Source organism: Rhodococcus maanshanensis NBRC 100610 (assembly GCF_001894865.1).
Lineage (GTDB): Bacteria > Actinomycetota > Actinomycetes > Mycobacteriales > Mycobacteriaceae > Rhodococcus_G > Rhodococcus_G maanshanensis.
This window is the reverse complement of the sequence record NZ_BCXA01000035.1, coordinates 1-13,986: the sequence shown is the minus strand read 5'-3', so window position 1 is coordinate 13,986 and position 13,986 is coordinate 1. Positions and strand designations below refer to the sequence as shown.

Sequence of the window (13,986 nt, the reverse complement as noted above, 5' to 3'; positions counted from 1 at the left end):
GCCGAGGCGTCGAAAGACGCCTCGGCGCTGCGTTTTTGGTTTCAGGTGCTGTTGCGCTCGAGGGGATGCTCCGAAAACAACTCGGGCGCTGTGACCGAAACGGTCACAGCGCCCGAGAGAGTGCCTGGCTCAGGCGCTCGCGCCCTCACGCTCGGCGACGATGTTCAGTGCGATGTCGATCAGCATGTCCTCCTGGCCGCCGACCAGCTTGCGCTTGCCCGCCTCGAGCAGCAGGGTGCGCACGTCGACCCCGTACCGCTCGGCCTGGATCTCGGCGTGTCGCAGGAAGCTCGAGTACACACCCGCGTAGCCGAGGGTCAGGGTCTCACGGTCGACGCGGACCGGCCGGTCCTGCAGCGGACGGACGATGTCGTCGGCTGCGTCCTGCAGGGCGAACACGTCGCAGCCGTGCTTCCACTCGTACAGGTCGGCGACCGCGATGAACGGCTCGATCGGGCAGTTGCCCGCGCCCGCGCCGTGCCCGGCGAGGGACGCGTCCACACGGTAGACGCCCTCCTCGACCGCGACGACGCTGTTCGCCACCGACAGCGAGAGGTTCTCGTGGGCGTGGATGCCGATTTCGGTGCCCTCGTTGAGGACCTCCTTGTAGGCGCGGACCCGGTCGCGGACCCCGCCCATGGTCAGGCGTCCGCCCGAGTCGGTGACGTAGACGCAGTGCGCGCCATACGATTCCATCAGCTTGGCCTGCTTTGCGAGCTCCTCCGCGGGCGCCATGTGGCTCATCATCAGGAAGCCCGAGACGTCCATGCCGATCTCGCGGGCGGTCTCGATGTGCTGCGCGGAGACGTCTGCCTCGGTGCAGTGCGTCGCGATGCGCACCGACCGCACACCCAGCTTGTAGGCGTGCTTGAGCTCCTCGATGGTGCCGACGCCGGGCAGCAGCAGCGTGGTCAGCCGAGCGTTCTTGATGGAGTCCGCCGCGGCCTCGATCCACTCCCAGTCGGTGTTCGAGCCGGGACCGTAGTTCACCGACCCGCCTGCAAGACCGTCGCCGTGGGCGACCTCGATGGCGTCGACGCCCGCGGCGTCGAGGGCGGTCACGATGCGCTTGACGTCCTCCGGCGAGATCCGGTGGCGCACCGCGTGCATGCCGTCCCGGAGGGTGACGTCCTGGACGAAGATGGTGGGGTTGCTCATCGGGTGGCTTCCTTCTTCTGTGCGATCCGCTCCGCGATCTGCTGTCCGGCGGAGGTCATGATGTCGAGGTTGCCGGCGTAAGCGGGCAGGTAGTGTCCGGCGCCCTCGACCTCGAGGAAGATCGACACCTGGTGGGTCGGGCGGTTGCCGTCGACGACCAGCGTCTCGACCGGCTGGTCGGCGGGGATCTCGGTGATCTGGACCTGCTGCTTGAGGCGGTATCCGGGGACGTAGGCCGAGACGTCGCCGACCATCTTCTCGACGGACTGGCGGATCTCGTCGTGCGTCGCCGGGTCCGGGGCGTCGACGAGGCAGAACACCGTGTCGCGCATGATCAGCGGCGGCTCGGCGGGGTTCAGGATGATGATGGCCTTGCCGCGCTTGGCTCCGCCGACCGACACGATCGCGGCGGACGTGGTCTCGGTGAACTCGTCGATGTTGGCGCGGGTACCGGGACCGGCCGACTTCGACGCGATCGACGCGACGATCTCGGCGTAGGCCACCGGGACAACCCGGGAGACGGCCGCGACCATCGGGATGGTGGCCTGGCCACCACACGTCACCATGTTCACGTTCGGGGCGTCGAGGTGGTCGTCGCCGTTGACCGCGGGGATCACGTAGGGCCCGATGGCGGCGGGGGTGAGGTCGATCATGCGCTTGCCGAGCGGGCGCAGGCGCGCGTCGTTCGAGACGTGCGCCTTCGCCGACGTCGCGTCGAAGACGATCTCGATCTCGTCGAAGTTCGGCAGGGCGACGAGGCCCTCGACGCCCTCCGCGGTGATTGGCACGCCGAGCTTCGCGGCCCGTGCCAGACCGTCGGAGGCAGGGTCGATACCGACCATCGCGCCCATTTCCAGGTACTCCGAATGGTTGAGCACCTTGATCATCAGATCGGTGCCGATGTTGCCCGATCCGATGATCGCGACCTTGACTTTGCTCATGCTTCCTTCTCTCCCACGAAACGGGCGGTCACGGTGCCGAGACCGGACACGGTGACGGTGACGGTGTTGCCGGCGGCGACGGTCGCCATCGGGCCGAGGGCACCGGACAGGATGACCTGACCGGCGAGCAGCGGCTGGCCGAGGTCGCGCGCCGCGCGGGCGAGCCACACCACGGCCTCGATCGGGTCGCCGAGGCAGGCGGCGCCGTTGCCGGAGGAGACCTCCTGGCCGTCGACGGCCATCGACATGACGACGTCGACCGGTGCGACCTCGTCGAGGGTGCGGCGCTCGGTCCCGAGGACGTACACGCCGGAGGACGCGTTGTCGGCGACGGTGTCGCCGAAGCGGATGTCCCAGTTCTCGATGCGGCTGTCGCAGACCTCGAGTGCGGCGACCGCGTACTCGATCGCGCCGCGGACCTGGGCCGCATCCAGCGGGCCCTCGGCCAGGTCGGCGCCGAGCACGAAGCCGACCTCGCCCTCGATCTTCGGCTGGATCAGCAGGCTCATCGGGATGTCGGCGCCGTCGGCGTACGCCATGTTGTCGAACAGGACGCCGAGGTCGGGCTGGTCGACGCCGAGCTGCTGCTGGACCGCGACCGAGGTCAGGCCGATCTTGCGGCCCACGATCTTGGCGCCGGCCTGCTGCCGGAGGTCGTTGACGCGCTGCTGGACTGCGTAGGCGGCGGCGAGGTCGTCGGCGCCGATCAGCTCCCGCACCGGCGCGCAGGGCGCACCGGCCGCGGCGGCGGCCGCAAGGCGGTCCGCGGCGGCGGCGATGTGGGACTCGCTCGCCGCGATGGAGTTCGTGGGCTGGCTCATGGCCCCTACTGTTACGGGATCCGTGCGGCCGAACCAGCCCTTCGTCTCACTCAGCGATACGCTCGAATGATGACGGCCGCCGCGAACCTCGACACCGTGCTCGGCAAGGCGGTGACGATCCTGCGTGCCTTCCGGGCGGAAGACCAGGTGCTCACCCTCGCCGACCTGGTCCGGCGGACGGGGCTGCACAAGGCGACCGTGCACCGCCTCGCGGGGGAACTCGTCGCGAACCGGCTGCTCGACCGCGTCGAGGGCGGTTACCGGCTCAGCGGCGGTCTCTTCGAGCTAGGGATGCGGGCATCGCTCGAGCGCAGCCTGCTCGAAGTCGCGATGCCGTTTCTGCAGGACCTGTACGAGCGGACCCACGAGACCGTGCACCTCGGCGTGCGGGAGGGCCACGACGTCGTGTACATCGCGAAGATCGGCGGCCACCGTCAGGCGAAGTCCCCTTCCCGAACCGGCGGACGAAATCCATTGCACTGCACCGCGATCGGTAAGGCCCTGCTGGCGCATGCAAGTCCGGAGATCCAGCAGGAGGTGCTCGCGTCGCCGATGACCCGGCGCACCGCGCACACGGTGGTCGCTCCCGGACTGCTGCGTCGCCAGCTGACGCGGATCGTGGAGACCGGCGTGGCCTTCGAACACGAGGAATCCGCGCTCGGTCTCACCTGTGTGGCCGCGCCGGTGCTCGGCCAGGGCGAGGAGCCCCTCGCGGCCATCAGCGTCACCGGGCCGACCGGACGGTTCCGGCCGGAGGGTCAGGTCGGGGCCGTGCGTGCGGCGGCCGCAGGGCTTGGGAGTACCTTGGCGCGCCGCGAGCGGCTCCGGTAGGGGGAACCGGGACCGTCCGCCGTCGCAGCGCGGCGCGGGGTCGGCCGGGCACCGTATGTAGAGTGCACATCGCATGCATGACGCTCCGTGCACCAGGACCGTTGCCCTCGTGCCCGGTGTCGACTTCCCGCACTAGTGAGGCACTGTGACTGACTCGATCGCTCATCAACAGCAGTTCTACGTAGCGGACGGCCTGTCCGACGACGAGATCGCCCGGCAGGCGGACCTGTACGGGCCGCTGACCGACAGCGTCAGGGAGCTGATCGAGATCGCGCTGCTGACCGAGGTCGACGACCCGGAGGTGCGTGCGGCGCAGGAGCACATCGAGTCCGCGAAGCGGTTGCTGCGGCAGCGGGCGATCCCGGGACCGTATGGCGTGCGTTGGGGCGCCTCGGGCCAGAAGCGGGCCTGGGGCAATGCCGCGGCCGGGCTCCGCAACGCGGTCGCGCCGCCGTTGGTCGTCGAGTGCGAACCGGACGGTCGCGCCTGGGCCGACTTCCACCTCGGTGCGGCCTACGAGGGACCCGCCGGACTGACCCACGGTGGTGTGTCCGCGCTGGTGCTCGATCAGGTTCTCGGTGCGGCGGCCGAGGCGGGCGGGGCTCCCGGCATGACCGGGACGCTGACCCTGCGCTACCGCCGCCCCACCCCGCTCGGCGCGCTGCACGCCGAGGCGCGCATCGATCGCCTCGAGGGCGTCAAGACCATCGTCACCGGGCATCTCGCCGGGCCGGACGGCGTCTGCGTCGAGGCGGAGGGGGTCTTCATCCTGCCGCGCTGGGCTCGGGGCAAGGACAGCGCCACGGTCTCCGATCCGGTCTGAGGGTTCATCCGCTACCCGATGATCGTCACGAGTGCGCAGCACGGTCGCCGCCTTGGATACCGTCCTGACCTCCTCGGGGTAGCGTAAATCCCACCAAACCCGGCGAACAGGGGGCGTGTAATGACGACCTCGGTGAAGGACAGGCCAGGCAACCTGCCGCTGGAACTGACGAGCTTCGTCGGTCGGCGCCATGAGGTGACCCAGGCGAGACGGTTGCTGGCGAGTTCGCGGTTGGTGACATTGGCCGGGATCGGTGGGGTCGGCAAGACCCGGCTGGCATTGCGGGTCGCCACGGATTCGCAGCGGGTCTTCGCCGACGGCGTGTGGTTTGTCGCGCTCGGCGAACTGCACGATTCTGCGTTGCTGGCGGAGACCGTCGCCGCGACGCTCGGGCTGCCGGATCAGCCGGGACGGTCGGTGTCCGGAGTGCTGGTCGATCATCTCTGCACCAGGCAGGCGTTGTTGGTCCTGGACAACTGCGAGCACCTGCTGGGTGCGGTCGCGGGGTTGGCGCAGACGCTGTTGCGGGCGTGTCCGGAGCTGCGGATCCTGGCCACGAGCCGGGAGGTCCTCGGGGTGGATGCGGAGCGGGTGATGCGGGTGCCGCCGTTGACGGTGCCGGACCCCCAGCAGAGCCCGCCGCTCGAGGCGATGCCCCGGTACGAGTCGGTGGCGCTGTTCGTCGAACGGGCTGCCGCGGCTCTGCCCGACTTCGCGCTCACCGAGGGCAATTGCGCTGCGGTGGTGGGAATCTGCGCCAGGCTGGACGGGCTCCCGTTGGCGATCGAGCTGGCGGCGGTGCGGATCCGGGCGATGTCCGCCGAGCAGATCCTGCAGCGGTTGACCGACCGGTATCAGTTGCTGACCCGCGGGTCGCGGGTCGCGCCGACCCGGCAGCAGACGTTGCGGTCGTGCGTGGACTGGAGCTACGAGCTGTGTGAGGCCCGGGAGCAGGAGCTGTGGGCGTGGCTGTCGGTGTTCGTGGGTGGTTTCGAGTTGGATGCGGCCGAGGGCATCTGCCCCGAGGAGTTGGTTGCCGACGACTTGATGGACGTGGTGACCTCGCTCGTGGACAAGTCGATCCTGATCCGCGAACAGATCGGGGAGGTTGTGCGCCTCGGCATGGCCGAGACGATCCGCGACTACGGCCGGGAGAAGCTGCGTGAATCCGGCGACTACACCAGTGCTCGGCGGCATCACCTCGATTGGTACCAACGGCTGGTGCTGCGGGCCGAGTCCCAGTGGATCGGCCCCAAACAGGGGCACTGGATCGCCCGGCTTGATCGGGAACAGCCGAACCTGCGCGAGGCGCTGGCGTTCAGCCTGACCGCTCCGATCATCGATACCGACCCGGACATCAATGCCGTTCTCACCAATTCCATCTTCGTTGCGTTCTGGTTGTGCAGGGGCCAGTTGGCGGAGGCCAGGCATTGGATGGAACGCTCCCTGACCAGTGCCGTCACCGCGCAGCCAGGCGAACGCCTGAACTCGCTGTACGACGACACAGTGTTGGCGGGCATGCAGGGCAAACCCGACGAGGCCGCGGCAAGGGTGGCGCAATGCCGGGAGCTCGCAGAACAATTGGGCGATCCGGAGTCACTCGAGACCGCGAACTACGCGCGCGGTTATCTCGGGGTGTTCAGCGGCGACCTCGCCGGTGCGGTCGAACCGTTCCAGGCCGCCCTCGCCAGCGCGCGCGTACGGGACGAATTCGGGCCTGCCCCGAGGCGGGCCGGGTTCGAGATCACTCGGCAGCTGGGCGGACTCCTCGGCCTGGCAGCTGCGAGCGGACTGCAGGGGGACGAGGAAACCGCCGTCGCCTGCCATGAGCGGATACTTGCGATCACCACTCCGCGAGAGGAGTCCTTCTTCCGCGCGCACTCGTCGTGGGCCCTCGGACAGGCCGCGATACAGGCGGGAGACATCGAACGGGCGAGGCCGCTGACCGAACAGGCGCTACGGCTGAGCCGGAAGATCAACGACCCCGCCACGACAGGATGGTGTCTGGAGTCCTTGGCCTGGAACGCAATTCACAGGGGAGAGTCGACACGTGCCGCCGTCCTGATGGGGGCCGCAGACATGCTCGCACGCAAGGTGGGAAGCGAGTCGGTGACCCTCACCTTCCTGCAGGGCAATCACGACGAATGCGAGCAACTCACCCGCGCCGCACTCGGGGACCGCGCCTACGGTGAGGCATTTCGCGCCGGTGGCGCCATGAGCGTCGACGAGTCCGTGTCGTACGCGCTCGGGGACAGCGACACCGACAAGCCCCGGGCGACACCGGTCGCCTCCGTGTTGACCCCACGCGAAACCGAGGTCGCACACCTGATCGCCGCGGGCCATTCGAACAAGGTGATCGCCTCGACGCTTGTGATCTCACCCCGCACCGCCCAGGGCCACGTCGAGCACATCTTGTCCAAACTCGGGTTCACCTCGCGGACACAGGTCGCGGCCTGGGTCGCCGAGAACCAATCGAGTCCGTGAAGCGGTTGCTGCGGCAGCGGATGATCGCCGGACCGTATGGCGTGCGTTGGGGCACGGTCTCCGATCCGGCCTGACCGTCGTCCCGGCCGGGACCGCGACGAGAGGGATGGCCGATTTCACCGCTGGTGGTGATGGGCATCCGCGCATCGGCGAACGAGACTTGTAGTCGGTGGCGCAGCGGCGATTCTGCGAAAATTTCGCCGGCGCAACCTCTTCCGCTCCGAGATCCCGGGGTGGTTCGCCGACCCCGAAAGAGCGTGATCGTCGTGGACAACCCAGCAGCCCACAACCTCGAGCCGCGGGATCCCCGTCGCGGCGTCATCGGTGGGATCGCCCAGCTCCTGTTCCTGCTCGCCCTGCTCGGTGTGGTTGTGCTGTGGGCGGGTCGGGTGGCCACCCATGAGGTGTCGGCGCCCGTTGGCGGCGCCGGAATCGACACCGTCGCGCCCGACGGTCCGGCGCCTCGGCACCTCGATCCGAGAACGGGCGCGCTGCAGTTGGACCTGACCCCGGACACCGCGGCTGTCCTGCCCGGCGACTTGCGTCTGTGATCAGGTAAGAGTTGGGAGCCTTCGTGTCTCAGGGCTGACCGACTTCCGACTTGTATTGCGAGCGGCGTCGAAGGCGCACGCTATCGACCCGCTCAAGTCCACCCACACCGCCCCCGCCGTAGATGCAATCGAGTCGGCAAGCTAGGGAAGTACCGCTGTCGCTTCGACTTCGACCATGAGATCCGGTTCTCCCAGGGACGCGACTCCCAATAGTGTGATCGGCTTGACCGGATCGACGCCCATCTTCTCGGCCGCTCGGGTCACGCCCTCACCGAGGAGTGCCATCTTGTCCGGGGTCCAGTCGACAACGTAGATGGTCAGCTTCGCGACGTCATCGAATGATCCGCCGATCTCGTTGAGAGCTGTCCCGATGTTGAGGTATGTCTGTTCGACCTGTGCGGCGAAGTCGCCCTCACCGACCGGCCTTCCGTCTGCATCGCGAGCGACCTGTCCTGCGAGGAAGACGATCTTCGAGCCCGTCGAGATCGACAGTTGCCGGTAGACATCGGGCTTCGGCAGTCCTTCAGGGTTGATCAAGGTCACTGGCATTTCAGCTCTCATCTCTGTCTGGATGGGCGATCAGTCACGAGAAAACATAGCAGCGTTATGTATCGTTTCATCGTGGTTAGAGTGAAGGATCCCGCGGTTCGGGAACTGTTAGTGGAGCGAGCGGCCCGGATGATCCGTGCCAGGGAGCCGATCACGATTCGTTCGCTCGTTGCGGGGACCGGCGTCTCCACGATGGCCGTCTATACCTACTTTGGCAGCATGGACGGCCTGTGGATGGCCGTGCGGCAGGAAGGATTCACCCGGCTGGCGGCGATTCTCGAAAACACCCCAGTCTCCGACGATCCCATCCGGGACTTGGTTGCTCTCGGTTCCGCATACGTATCCAATGCGTTGGCAAATCCTGACCTCTATCGCGTCATGTTCGACGACACCATCGAACTCGCAGATCCTCTGGCCGCAGATGAAACCCTGAGCTACCTCGTGCGCGCTGTCGAACGAGCAAAGCTCGCCGGGCGGCTATCCGACGCAGTTGTTGCGCCCGAACTTGCCACCCAATGCTGGATCATCGGCCACGGGCTGACCTCACTCGTTGCGACCGGGCCCCTTGTCCGGGAGGTTCTCGACTACGGCGCAACCATGTTGACCGCTCTGCTGATCCGTGCTGGCGATGAGCCCGCGCAGTGCGAGCGTTCTGTAGTGGGTGGATGGGGGGCGTATCCCCTTGGCGTTAGTGATGTTTAACGGTGGTGCAGAGTTGGCGTGGGTCGACGCTTCCCTCGTCGACCCACGCCAAGATCAACGGTCCGGTGTTCGAACGTTCTACCGCTTGACAGCACACACAGGAGCCCCCGGGCGTGCGCTGAGTGAGGTGCTTCCACCCTTGTGGGGATGGATCGGTGGTCGGCGCTCCGCCACTGTTGAGGGTGTCCACGGCATAGCGGCGAATCGAGATTCCGCACCAGCCCACGCAACTCACCAGGAGTTCCCGATGTACATGTCCCTCCGCTCCCCCGCGCGGTCACTGTTGCTCGTGTTCGGCGCAGTCGCGATCGTCGCGGTCGGCGGCGGCGTGGCCGCCCAGGCCGACGAGCTGCCGCCTCCGTGTATGACGGGACCGGCCCCCGGTACCGACTGTTGGACCCCTCCGAAGCACCGCGGAACGGCGTTCGCCCCCGAGCGCCTGCAGACCGTTGTGCCGGATCGGGCGGTCGTGCCGCCGAGGGGATTGCACGACCGGGCGATCGTGCCGCGGCCGCAGCCGACCCCGGGTTGCGGCGCGCCGCTGGTGTTCTGCCTGTAGCTGCGCCGTTCCGCCGCTACGCGAAATCCGACCGCTGACCGGCGAATGACGTTGGAACCCAGGATCACCGCGCGATCGGGCGCAGAATGATCTCGGTCGGGTGTGCGTCGCGCGGCGTCTCGATCGCGCCCCGTACCGCGCCCGCGACGCTGCTGGCCTTGAGGAACTCGTCCGGGTCGTAGGCGCCGCCCTCGGTCCCGATGATGTCGCGCTGCATGTCGGTGTCGATCCGGCCCGGGTGGATCGAGGTCACCCGCAGGGCGGGCTCCTCCAGCCGCAGCGCATCGCCGAACGCGCGCAGGGCGAACTTACTGGCGGCGTAGGCGCCCCAGCCGGCGTTGGCGCGGAGGCCGGCGCCCGAATTGATCAGCACCACATGTCCGTTCGCCGCGCGCAGTGCGGGCAGCAGCAGTCGGGTCAGCTCCGCGACGGCCACCACGTTCGACTCGAACGAGCGGCGCCACGCCTCGGCGGGGGTCTCGGCGATCGGGCCGAGCTCGGCCACGCCCGCGTTGTGCACGAGGACGTCGAGACTCTCGATTCCCGCGACCGCGGCGGCGACCGCGCCGTGGTCCGTGAGATCCGCAGGCAGACCGACGGCACCGGGCAGCTCCGCGAGCATCGGCTCCAGCGACTCGGGTCGGCGCGCGCCGAGCAACAGGTCGTGAGTGGGGGCGAGCTCGCGGGCGATGGCGGCGCCGAGGCCGCGGCTCGCCCCGGTGATCAGTGCAGTCGGACGCATGGAGTCGAGGCTAGCCGAACGGTCGGGGCGCCCTAGGCGTTCTCCTTTGCGAAGGTGCGGGCCCCGATCAGGCCCAGCACCAGCGCGAGGCTGACGGTGACGAGGGTGCCGATGTAAACGTCGGAGGACCCGAAATCGCCGCGGAACAGGGCGCGAGCGGCGTCGACGGTGTGCGAGAGCGGGTTGAGCCGCGCCAGGGTCTGCAGCCACCCTGGGCCGAGGGTCATCGGCAGCAGGATTCCTGAAAGCAGCAGCAGCGGAACCGAAACCATGTTCAGCACGGAGGCCAGCGAATCCTCGGAGCGCGTCGCGAGGGCGAGCGCATACGAGGCGGACGACATCCCGGCCGCGATGATGGCGACCAGGATCAGCGTCAGCACGAAGCCGAGCGGGTTGGGCCGCAGGTCGAAGAGCACCACCGCCACCAGGGTCAGGATGGTGGCCTGGACCATGAGCACCACCATGTCCTTGAGCACCCGGCCGAGCAGCAGGGCCCCGCGGCTGGCCGGGGTGACCCGCTGGCGTTCGATGATCCCGGCGCGCAGCTCATAGACCATCGCGAAGCCCGCGAACATCGAGCCGAACAGTCCGATCTGCATGATCAGTCCTGGCGTGAACAGCAGCCAGGGGTCGGTGCCCGCGCCCATCGGGCCCGCGACGCCCTCGAGCAGCGGACCGAACAGCACCAGGTAGAGGATCGGCTGGGTCAGCCCGATCAGGACCCACAGCGGGTTGCGCAGGTTCGCGCGCAGGTGCGCCCAGAAGATCAATCCGGTCTCGTTGAAGAAGGTCATGATTGGTCTCCGTCCCGAAGGGATCGCCCGGTCACGGTCAGGAACACGTCATCGAGGCTGGGTCGCTTGACGGTGAGCGAGCCGGGCACGATGCCTGCCCCCTGCAGCGCGTGCAACAGTGGGATGACCGCCGCGTCGCCGTGCTCGACGGTCAGGTGGATGTGATGGCCCTCGGTCAGCTGCGAGCGCAGGTCGAGGGCGTCGTCGGCCACCGCGATCGCGCGCGCCGTCAGCTCGGGGGCGATCTCGAGGCTGATCACGTCGCCCGAGATGCGCCGCTTGAGCTCGTCCGGGGTTCCCTCCGCGACGATCTCCCCGTGGTCCATCACCAGGATGCGGTCGCAGAGGGCGTCTGCCTCGTCGAGGTAGTGCGTGGTGAGCACGATGGTGGTGCCGCGGTCGCGCAGCGAGCGGATGTGGTCCCACAGGTTGGCGCGGCTCTGCGGGTCCAGGCCGGTGGTCGGCTCGTCGAGGTAGATGAGGTTCGGCTGGTGCACGAGTCCGAGCGCGATGTCCACCCGTCGGCGTTGACCGCCCGAGAGCTGCTTGCACTTTCGGCCGCCGAGGCCGTCCAGGTCGAGCGCGGCGAGCAGCGCCTCGGCGTTCGCGACCGCGGTCGCCTTGCTCAGCCCGAACAGCCTGGCCTGCAGGATCAGTTCGTCGAGGACCAGCTCCTCTTCGTTGGTGGACCCGCCCTGCGCGACGTATCCGATCCGGGAACGGACCCCGCGGGGGTCCCGGCGCAGGTCCGCGCCGGACACCGTGGCCTCGCCGGCGGTCGGGTTGATGAGGGTGCTGATCATGCGCAGTGTGGTCGTCTTGCCCGCACCGTTGGGACCGAGCAGTCCGAGGATCTCGCCCTCGTACACCTGGAAGTCGATGCCCTTGACCGCCTCGACTGGTCCGGTCTTGGTCGAGAACGTGCGCGCGAGCCCCGTGACGCTGATCATGGCTGGGATGCTCATGGGCCCACGATAAGCAGACCCACCGACATCCGGCGACCGATATTCAGCCCGCCAGTGCGGGATGCAGCTCCAGTTCCTGGGTCTTGACCACGAAGTAGACGTGTTGTCCCGGGGTGAGGTCGAGGTCGGCGACCGCGGCCGCCGTGACGTCGGCGGCGGGGCCGGTGCTGCCGTCGGGGTGGTCCGCTCCCCTGACCCGGACGGTGGCCCCGTGCACGTCCAGCTCCGCGATGGTCACCGCGATCACGTTGCGGGGGCTGGCGTGCGGCGGCGGCTCGAGGTGTACGGCGACCGCACCCGGCCGGAACAGGGCGACGGCGTCGGAACCCACCGCGGCCTCGCCGATCCCGAACAGTGTTGTGCCCCAAGAGGTCCGGAGAAGTCCCGGCTCCTCGATGGTCCCGGATACCAGATTCACCCCAGCCATCCGGGCGGCGAAGGCGCTGCGCGGCGAGGTCAGCACGTCGCGCACGCTCCCCCGTTCGACGATCCGCCCGGACTCGAGGACGATCACGTGGTCGGCGAGCGCGAGGGCGTCGAGCAGGTCGTGGGTGACGAGCACGGCGGTGCGCCCTTCCTCCCGCAGGATCCGGCGCAGCAGTCGACGCACAGCAGGAGCCGAGCCGACATCGAGGGCCGCCATCGGTTCGTCCAGCAGCAGCAGCTGCGGGTCGGCGGCGAGGGCGCGGGCGATCGCGACGCGCTGGGCCTGGCCCCCGGACAGCTGCGACGGCCGCCTGCCCGCGAGCGGTTCGGCCTCCACCTCGCGCAACCAGCGGTCGGCGATCCCGCGTGCCGCGGAACGGGTTTCGCCCCGGCTGCGCGGCGCGAACGCGACGTTTTCGGCGACGCTCAGGTGCGGGAACAGCAACGCCTGCTGCGAGAGCATCGCAACGCCGCGCGCGTGTGCGGGCACGAACGTCCCCGACGCCGTGTGGGTGAGCACCCGTCCGTCGAGCTCGACGCGGCCCCGGTCGGGCCGGACGAGCCCCGCGATCAGTGAGAGCAGAGTCGACTTGCCTGCCCCGTTCGGGCCGAGGACGGCGAGCACGTGCCCGCCGTCCAGCTCCAGGTCGAGGTCGACGCCGCGATGGTCGAGGCGGGCATGGACCCGGAGCCCGCCGTGTCCGGCGACCCGCGCCGTGGTCGCGCCTGCCCGGCTCACAGCACGCCGCCGGACCGGCGCCTGCTGGTGCCGATGACGATCAGCGCCGCGACAAGGACGAGCAGCAGCGACAGCGCAACCGCGGCCTCCGGATCGGTCTCGCGCTGCAGGTAGATCTCCAGGGGCAGGGTCCGGGTGACACCCTGCAGCGAGCCCGCGAAGGTGAGGGTGGCGCCGAACTCGCCGAGCGAGCGCGCGAAGGCCAGCACGGCGCCGGAGATCAGGCCGGGCAGCACGAGCGGGAGGGTGACCCGGCGCAGCACGGTGGTCGGCCGGGCGCCGAGGGTGGCGGCCACGGTCTCGTAGCGCCTGCCAGCCGTGCGCAGCGCGCCCTCGAGGCTGACGACGAGGAACGGCAGCGCGACGAAGGTCTGCGCCAGGACCACCGCGGTGGTGGTGAACGCGATCCGGATCCCGAACGCCTCGAGCTGATGCCCCAGCAGGCCCTGCCTGCCGAAGGTGTATAGCAGCGCGATGCCGCCGACGACGGGCGGCAGCACGAGCGGAAGCAACACCAGCGACCGCAGCACCGACTGGCCGGGGAAGCTGCTGCGGGCCAGGACGAGCGCCATCGGGACCCCGATGAGCACGCACAGCACCGTACTCGCTGTGGCGGTCCGCAGGCTCAGCATCAGTGCGGCCCTTGATGATTCGGAGGTGACAAGCGGCACGAAATGGGCCCAGTCGATCTCCAGCAGCATCGCCACCAGCGGCAGGATCACGAAGCAGGCGCCCAGCAGGGCCGGGAGGTACACCCATCGGGGCAGTCCAACGGCGACCTCGCCCCCTGGTCCCCGGGAGCGGGTCACGGTGCGGAGCACCCCGATGGGGGTCACGGTGCGGCGAATCCCGCCCCGGCGAGCACCTGACGGCCGGTGGGGCCGGTGACGAGTTCGACGAA

The 13,986-nt window shown here is 68.9% G+C and carries 15 protein-coding genes; 6 read left to right on the top strand and 9 right to left on the bottom strand.

Annotated elements, in window-relative coordinates; all coding sequences use genetic code 11:
• Positions 1-129 precede the first annotated feature (129 nt).
• From dmpG to RM1_RS17515, 3 genes are read right to left on the bottom strand one after another with little or no spacing between them, the layout of a single operon-like run.
• Positions 130-1,158, bottom strand: coding sequence for a 4-hydroxy-2-oxovalerate aldolase (gene dmpG, locus RM1_RS17525; protein WP_072753016.1), 1,029 nt, complete (start codon positions 1,156-1,158; stop codon positions 130-132).
• Positions 1,155-2,099 carry an acetaldehyde dehydrogenase (acetylating) gene (locus RM1_RS17520; protein ID WP_072753015.1) on the bottom strand — a complete coding sequence of 315 codons (945 nt, stop codon included), beginning with the start codon at positions 2,097-2,099 and terminating at the stop codon, positions 1,155-1,157. The genes dmpG and RM1_RS17520 overlap by 4 nt, the downstream gene beginning before the upstream one ends.
• Positions 2,096-2,920: a 2-keto-4-pentenoate hydratase gene (locus RM1_RS17515; RefSeq protein ID WP_072753014.1), complete on the bottom strand. Its 825-nt coding sequence runs from the start codon at positions 2,918-2,920 to the stop codon at positions 2,096-2,098. The genes RM1_RS17520 and RM1_RS17515 overlap by 4 nt, the downstream gene beginning before the upstream one ends.
• A gap of 69 nt (positions 2,921-2,989) precedes the next feature.
• Between RM1_RS17515 and RM1_RS17510 the strand changes: the two genes are divergently transcribed.
• The 4 genes from RM1_RS17510 (at position 2,990) to RM1_RS17495 (ending at position 7,609) form a co-directional block, all read left to right on the top strand.
• On the top strand, positions 2,990-3,751 hold the full coding sequence (locus RM1_RS17510; RefSeq protein ID WP_072753062.1) for an IclR family transcriptional regulator: 762 nt from the start codon (positions 2,990-2,992) through the stop codon (positions 3,749-3,751).
• 145 nt (positions 3,752-3,896) lie between these two features.
• Positions 3,897-4,574 (top strand): PaaI family thioesterase, encoded by a 678-nt coding sequence (locus tag RM1_RS17505; RefSeq protein WP_072753013.1) that lies wholly within the window; start codon positions 3,897-3,899, stop codon positions 4,572-4,574.
• 120 nt (positions 4,575-4,694) lie between these two features.
• Positions 4,695-7,058 (top strand): ATP-binding protein, encoded by a 2,364-nt coding sequence (locus tag RM1_RS17500; protein WP_072753012.1) that lies wholly within the window; start codon positions 4,695-4,697, stop codon positions 7,056-7,058.
• Positions 7,059-7,324: 266 nt separating this feature from the next.
• Positions 7,325-7,609 carry a hypothetical protein gene (locus tag RM1_RS17495; protein ID WP_143069458.1) on the top strand — a complete coding sequence of 95 codons (285 nt, stop codon included), beginning with the start codon at positions 7,325-7,327 and terminating at the stop codon, positions 7,607-7,609.
• 141 nt (positions 7,610-7,750) lie between these two features.
• Here the strand turns inward: RM1_RS17495 and RM1_RS17490 are convergent, their stop codons facing one another.
• Positions 7,751-8,158, bottom strand: coding sequence for a RidA family protein (locus RM1_RS17490; protein WP_072753010.1), 408 nt, complete (start codon positions 8,156-8,158; stop codon positions 7,751-7,753).
• An 81-nt stretch (positions 8,159-8,239) separates the two neighbouring features.
• Here RM1_RS17490 and RM1_RS17485 point away from each other — a divergent pair, with 81 nt between their 5' ends.
• Complete coding sequence (locus RM1_RS17485) at positions 8,240-8,860, top strand: TetR/AcrR family transcriptional regulator (RefSeq protein WP_245816423.1); 621 nt, start codon at positions 8,240-8,242, stop codon at positions 8,858-8,860.
• 247 nt (positions 8,861-9,107) lie between these two features.
• The gene (locus RM1_RS17480; RefSeq protein WP_092667850.1) at positions 9,108-9,419 is read left to right on the top strand and encodes a hypothetical protein; all 312 of its coding nucleotides are present in this window, start codon (positions 9,108-9,110) and stop codon (positions 9,417-9,419) included.
• A 64-nt stretch (positions 9,420-9,483) separates the two neighbouring features.
• Here the strand turns inward: RM1_RS17480 and RM1_RS17475 are convergent, their stop codons facing one another.
• The 5 genes from RM1_RS17475 to RM1_RS17455 are packed head-to-tail and all read right to left on the bottom strand — an operon-like array spanning position 9,484 to position 13,894.
• A complete protein-coding gene (locus RM1_RS17475) occupies positions 9,484-10,161 on the bottom strand; it encodes an SDR family oxidoreductase (RefSeq protein ID WP_027502137.1) in 678 nt (225 codons plus the stop codon).
• Between the two features lie 32 nt (positions 10,162-10,193).
• Positions 10,194-10,955, bottom strand: a complete 762-nt coding sequence (locus tag RM1_RS17470; RefSeq protein ID WP_027502136.1) for an ABC transporter permease — start codon at positions 10,953-10,955, stop codon at positions 10,194-10,196.
• Positions 10,952-11,920, bottom strand: a complete 969-nt coding sequence (locus RM1_RS17465) for an ATP-binding cassette domain-containing protein (RefSeq protein WP_245816421.1) — start codon at positions 11,918-11,920, stop codon at positions 10,952-10,954. Before RM1_RS17465 ends, RM1_RS17470 begins: the two co-directional genes overlap by 4 nt.
• Before the next feature lie 43 nt (positions 11,921-11,963).
• Complete coding sequence (locus tag RM1_RS17460; RefSeq protein WP_083576800.1) at positions 11,964-13,085, bottom strand: sulfate/molybdate ABC transporter ATP-binding protein; 1,122 nt, start codon at positions 13,083-13,085, stop codon at positions 11,964-11,966.
• Positions 13,082-13,894 (bottom strand): ABC transporter permease, encoded by an 813-nt coding sequence (locus RM1_RS17455; protein ID WP_083576808.1) that lies wholly within the window; start codon positions 13,892-13,894, stop codon positions 13,082-13,084. Before RM1_RS17455 ends, RM1_RS17460 begins: the two co-directional genes overlap by 4 nt.
• Positions 13,895-13,986 lie beyond the last annotated feature (92 nt).

Bases quoted from the DNA above. Each gene is read 5' to 3' on its own strand.
- RM1_RS17520 (WP_072753015.1), bottom strand. From the start codon at position 2,099: ATGAGCAAAGTCAAGGTCGCGATCATCGGATCGGGCAACATCGGCACC.
- dmpG (WP_072753016.1), bottom strand. From the start codon at position 1,158: ATGAGCAACCCCACCATCTTCGTCCAGGACGTCACCCTCCGGGACGGC.
- RM1_RS17480 (WP_092667850.1), top strand. From the start codon at position 9,108: ATGTACATGTCCCTCCGCTCCCCCGCGCGGTCACTGTTGCTCGTGTTC.
- RM1_RS17470 (WP_027502136.1), bottom strand. From the start codon at position 10,955: ATGACCTTCTTCAACGAGACCGGATTGATCTTCTGGGCGCACCTGCGC.
- RM1_RS17510 (WP_072753062.1), top strand. From the start codon at position 2,990: ATGACGGCCGCCGCGAACCTCGACACCGTGCTCGGCAAGGCGGTGACG.
- RM1_RS17475 (WP_027502137.1), bottom strand. From the start codon at position 10,161: ATGCGTCCGACTGCACTGATCACCGGGGCGAGCCGCGGCCTCGGCGCC.
- RM1_RS17515 (WP_072753014.1), bottom strand. From the start codon at position 2,920: ATGAGCCAGCCCACGAACTCCATCGCGGCGAGCGAGTCCCACATCGCC.
- RM1_RS17465 (WP_245816421.1), bottom strand. From the start codon at position 11,920: ATGAGCATCCCAGCCATGATCAGCGTCACGGGGCTCGCGCGCACGTTC.
- RM1_RS17500 (WP_072753012.1), top strand. From the start codon at position 4,695: ATGACGACCTCGGTGAAGGACAGGCCAGGCAACCTGCCGCTGGAACTG.
- RM1_RS17490 (WP_072753010.1), bottom strand. From the start codon at position 8,158: ATGCCAGTGACCTTGATCAACCCTGAAGGACTGCCGAAGCCCGATGTC.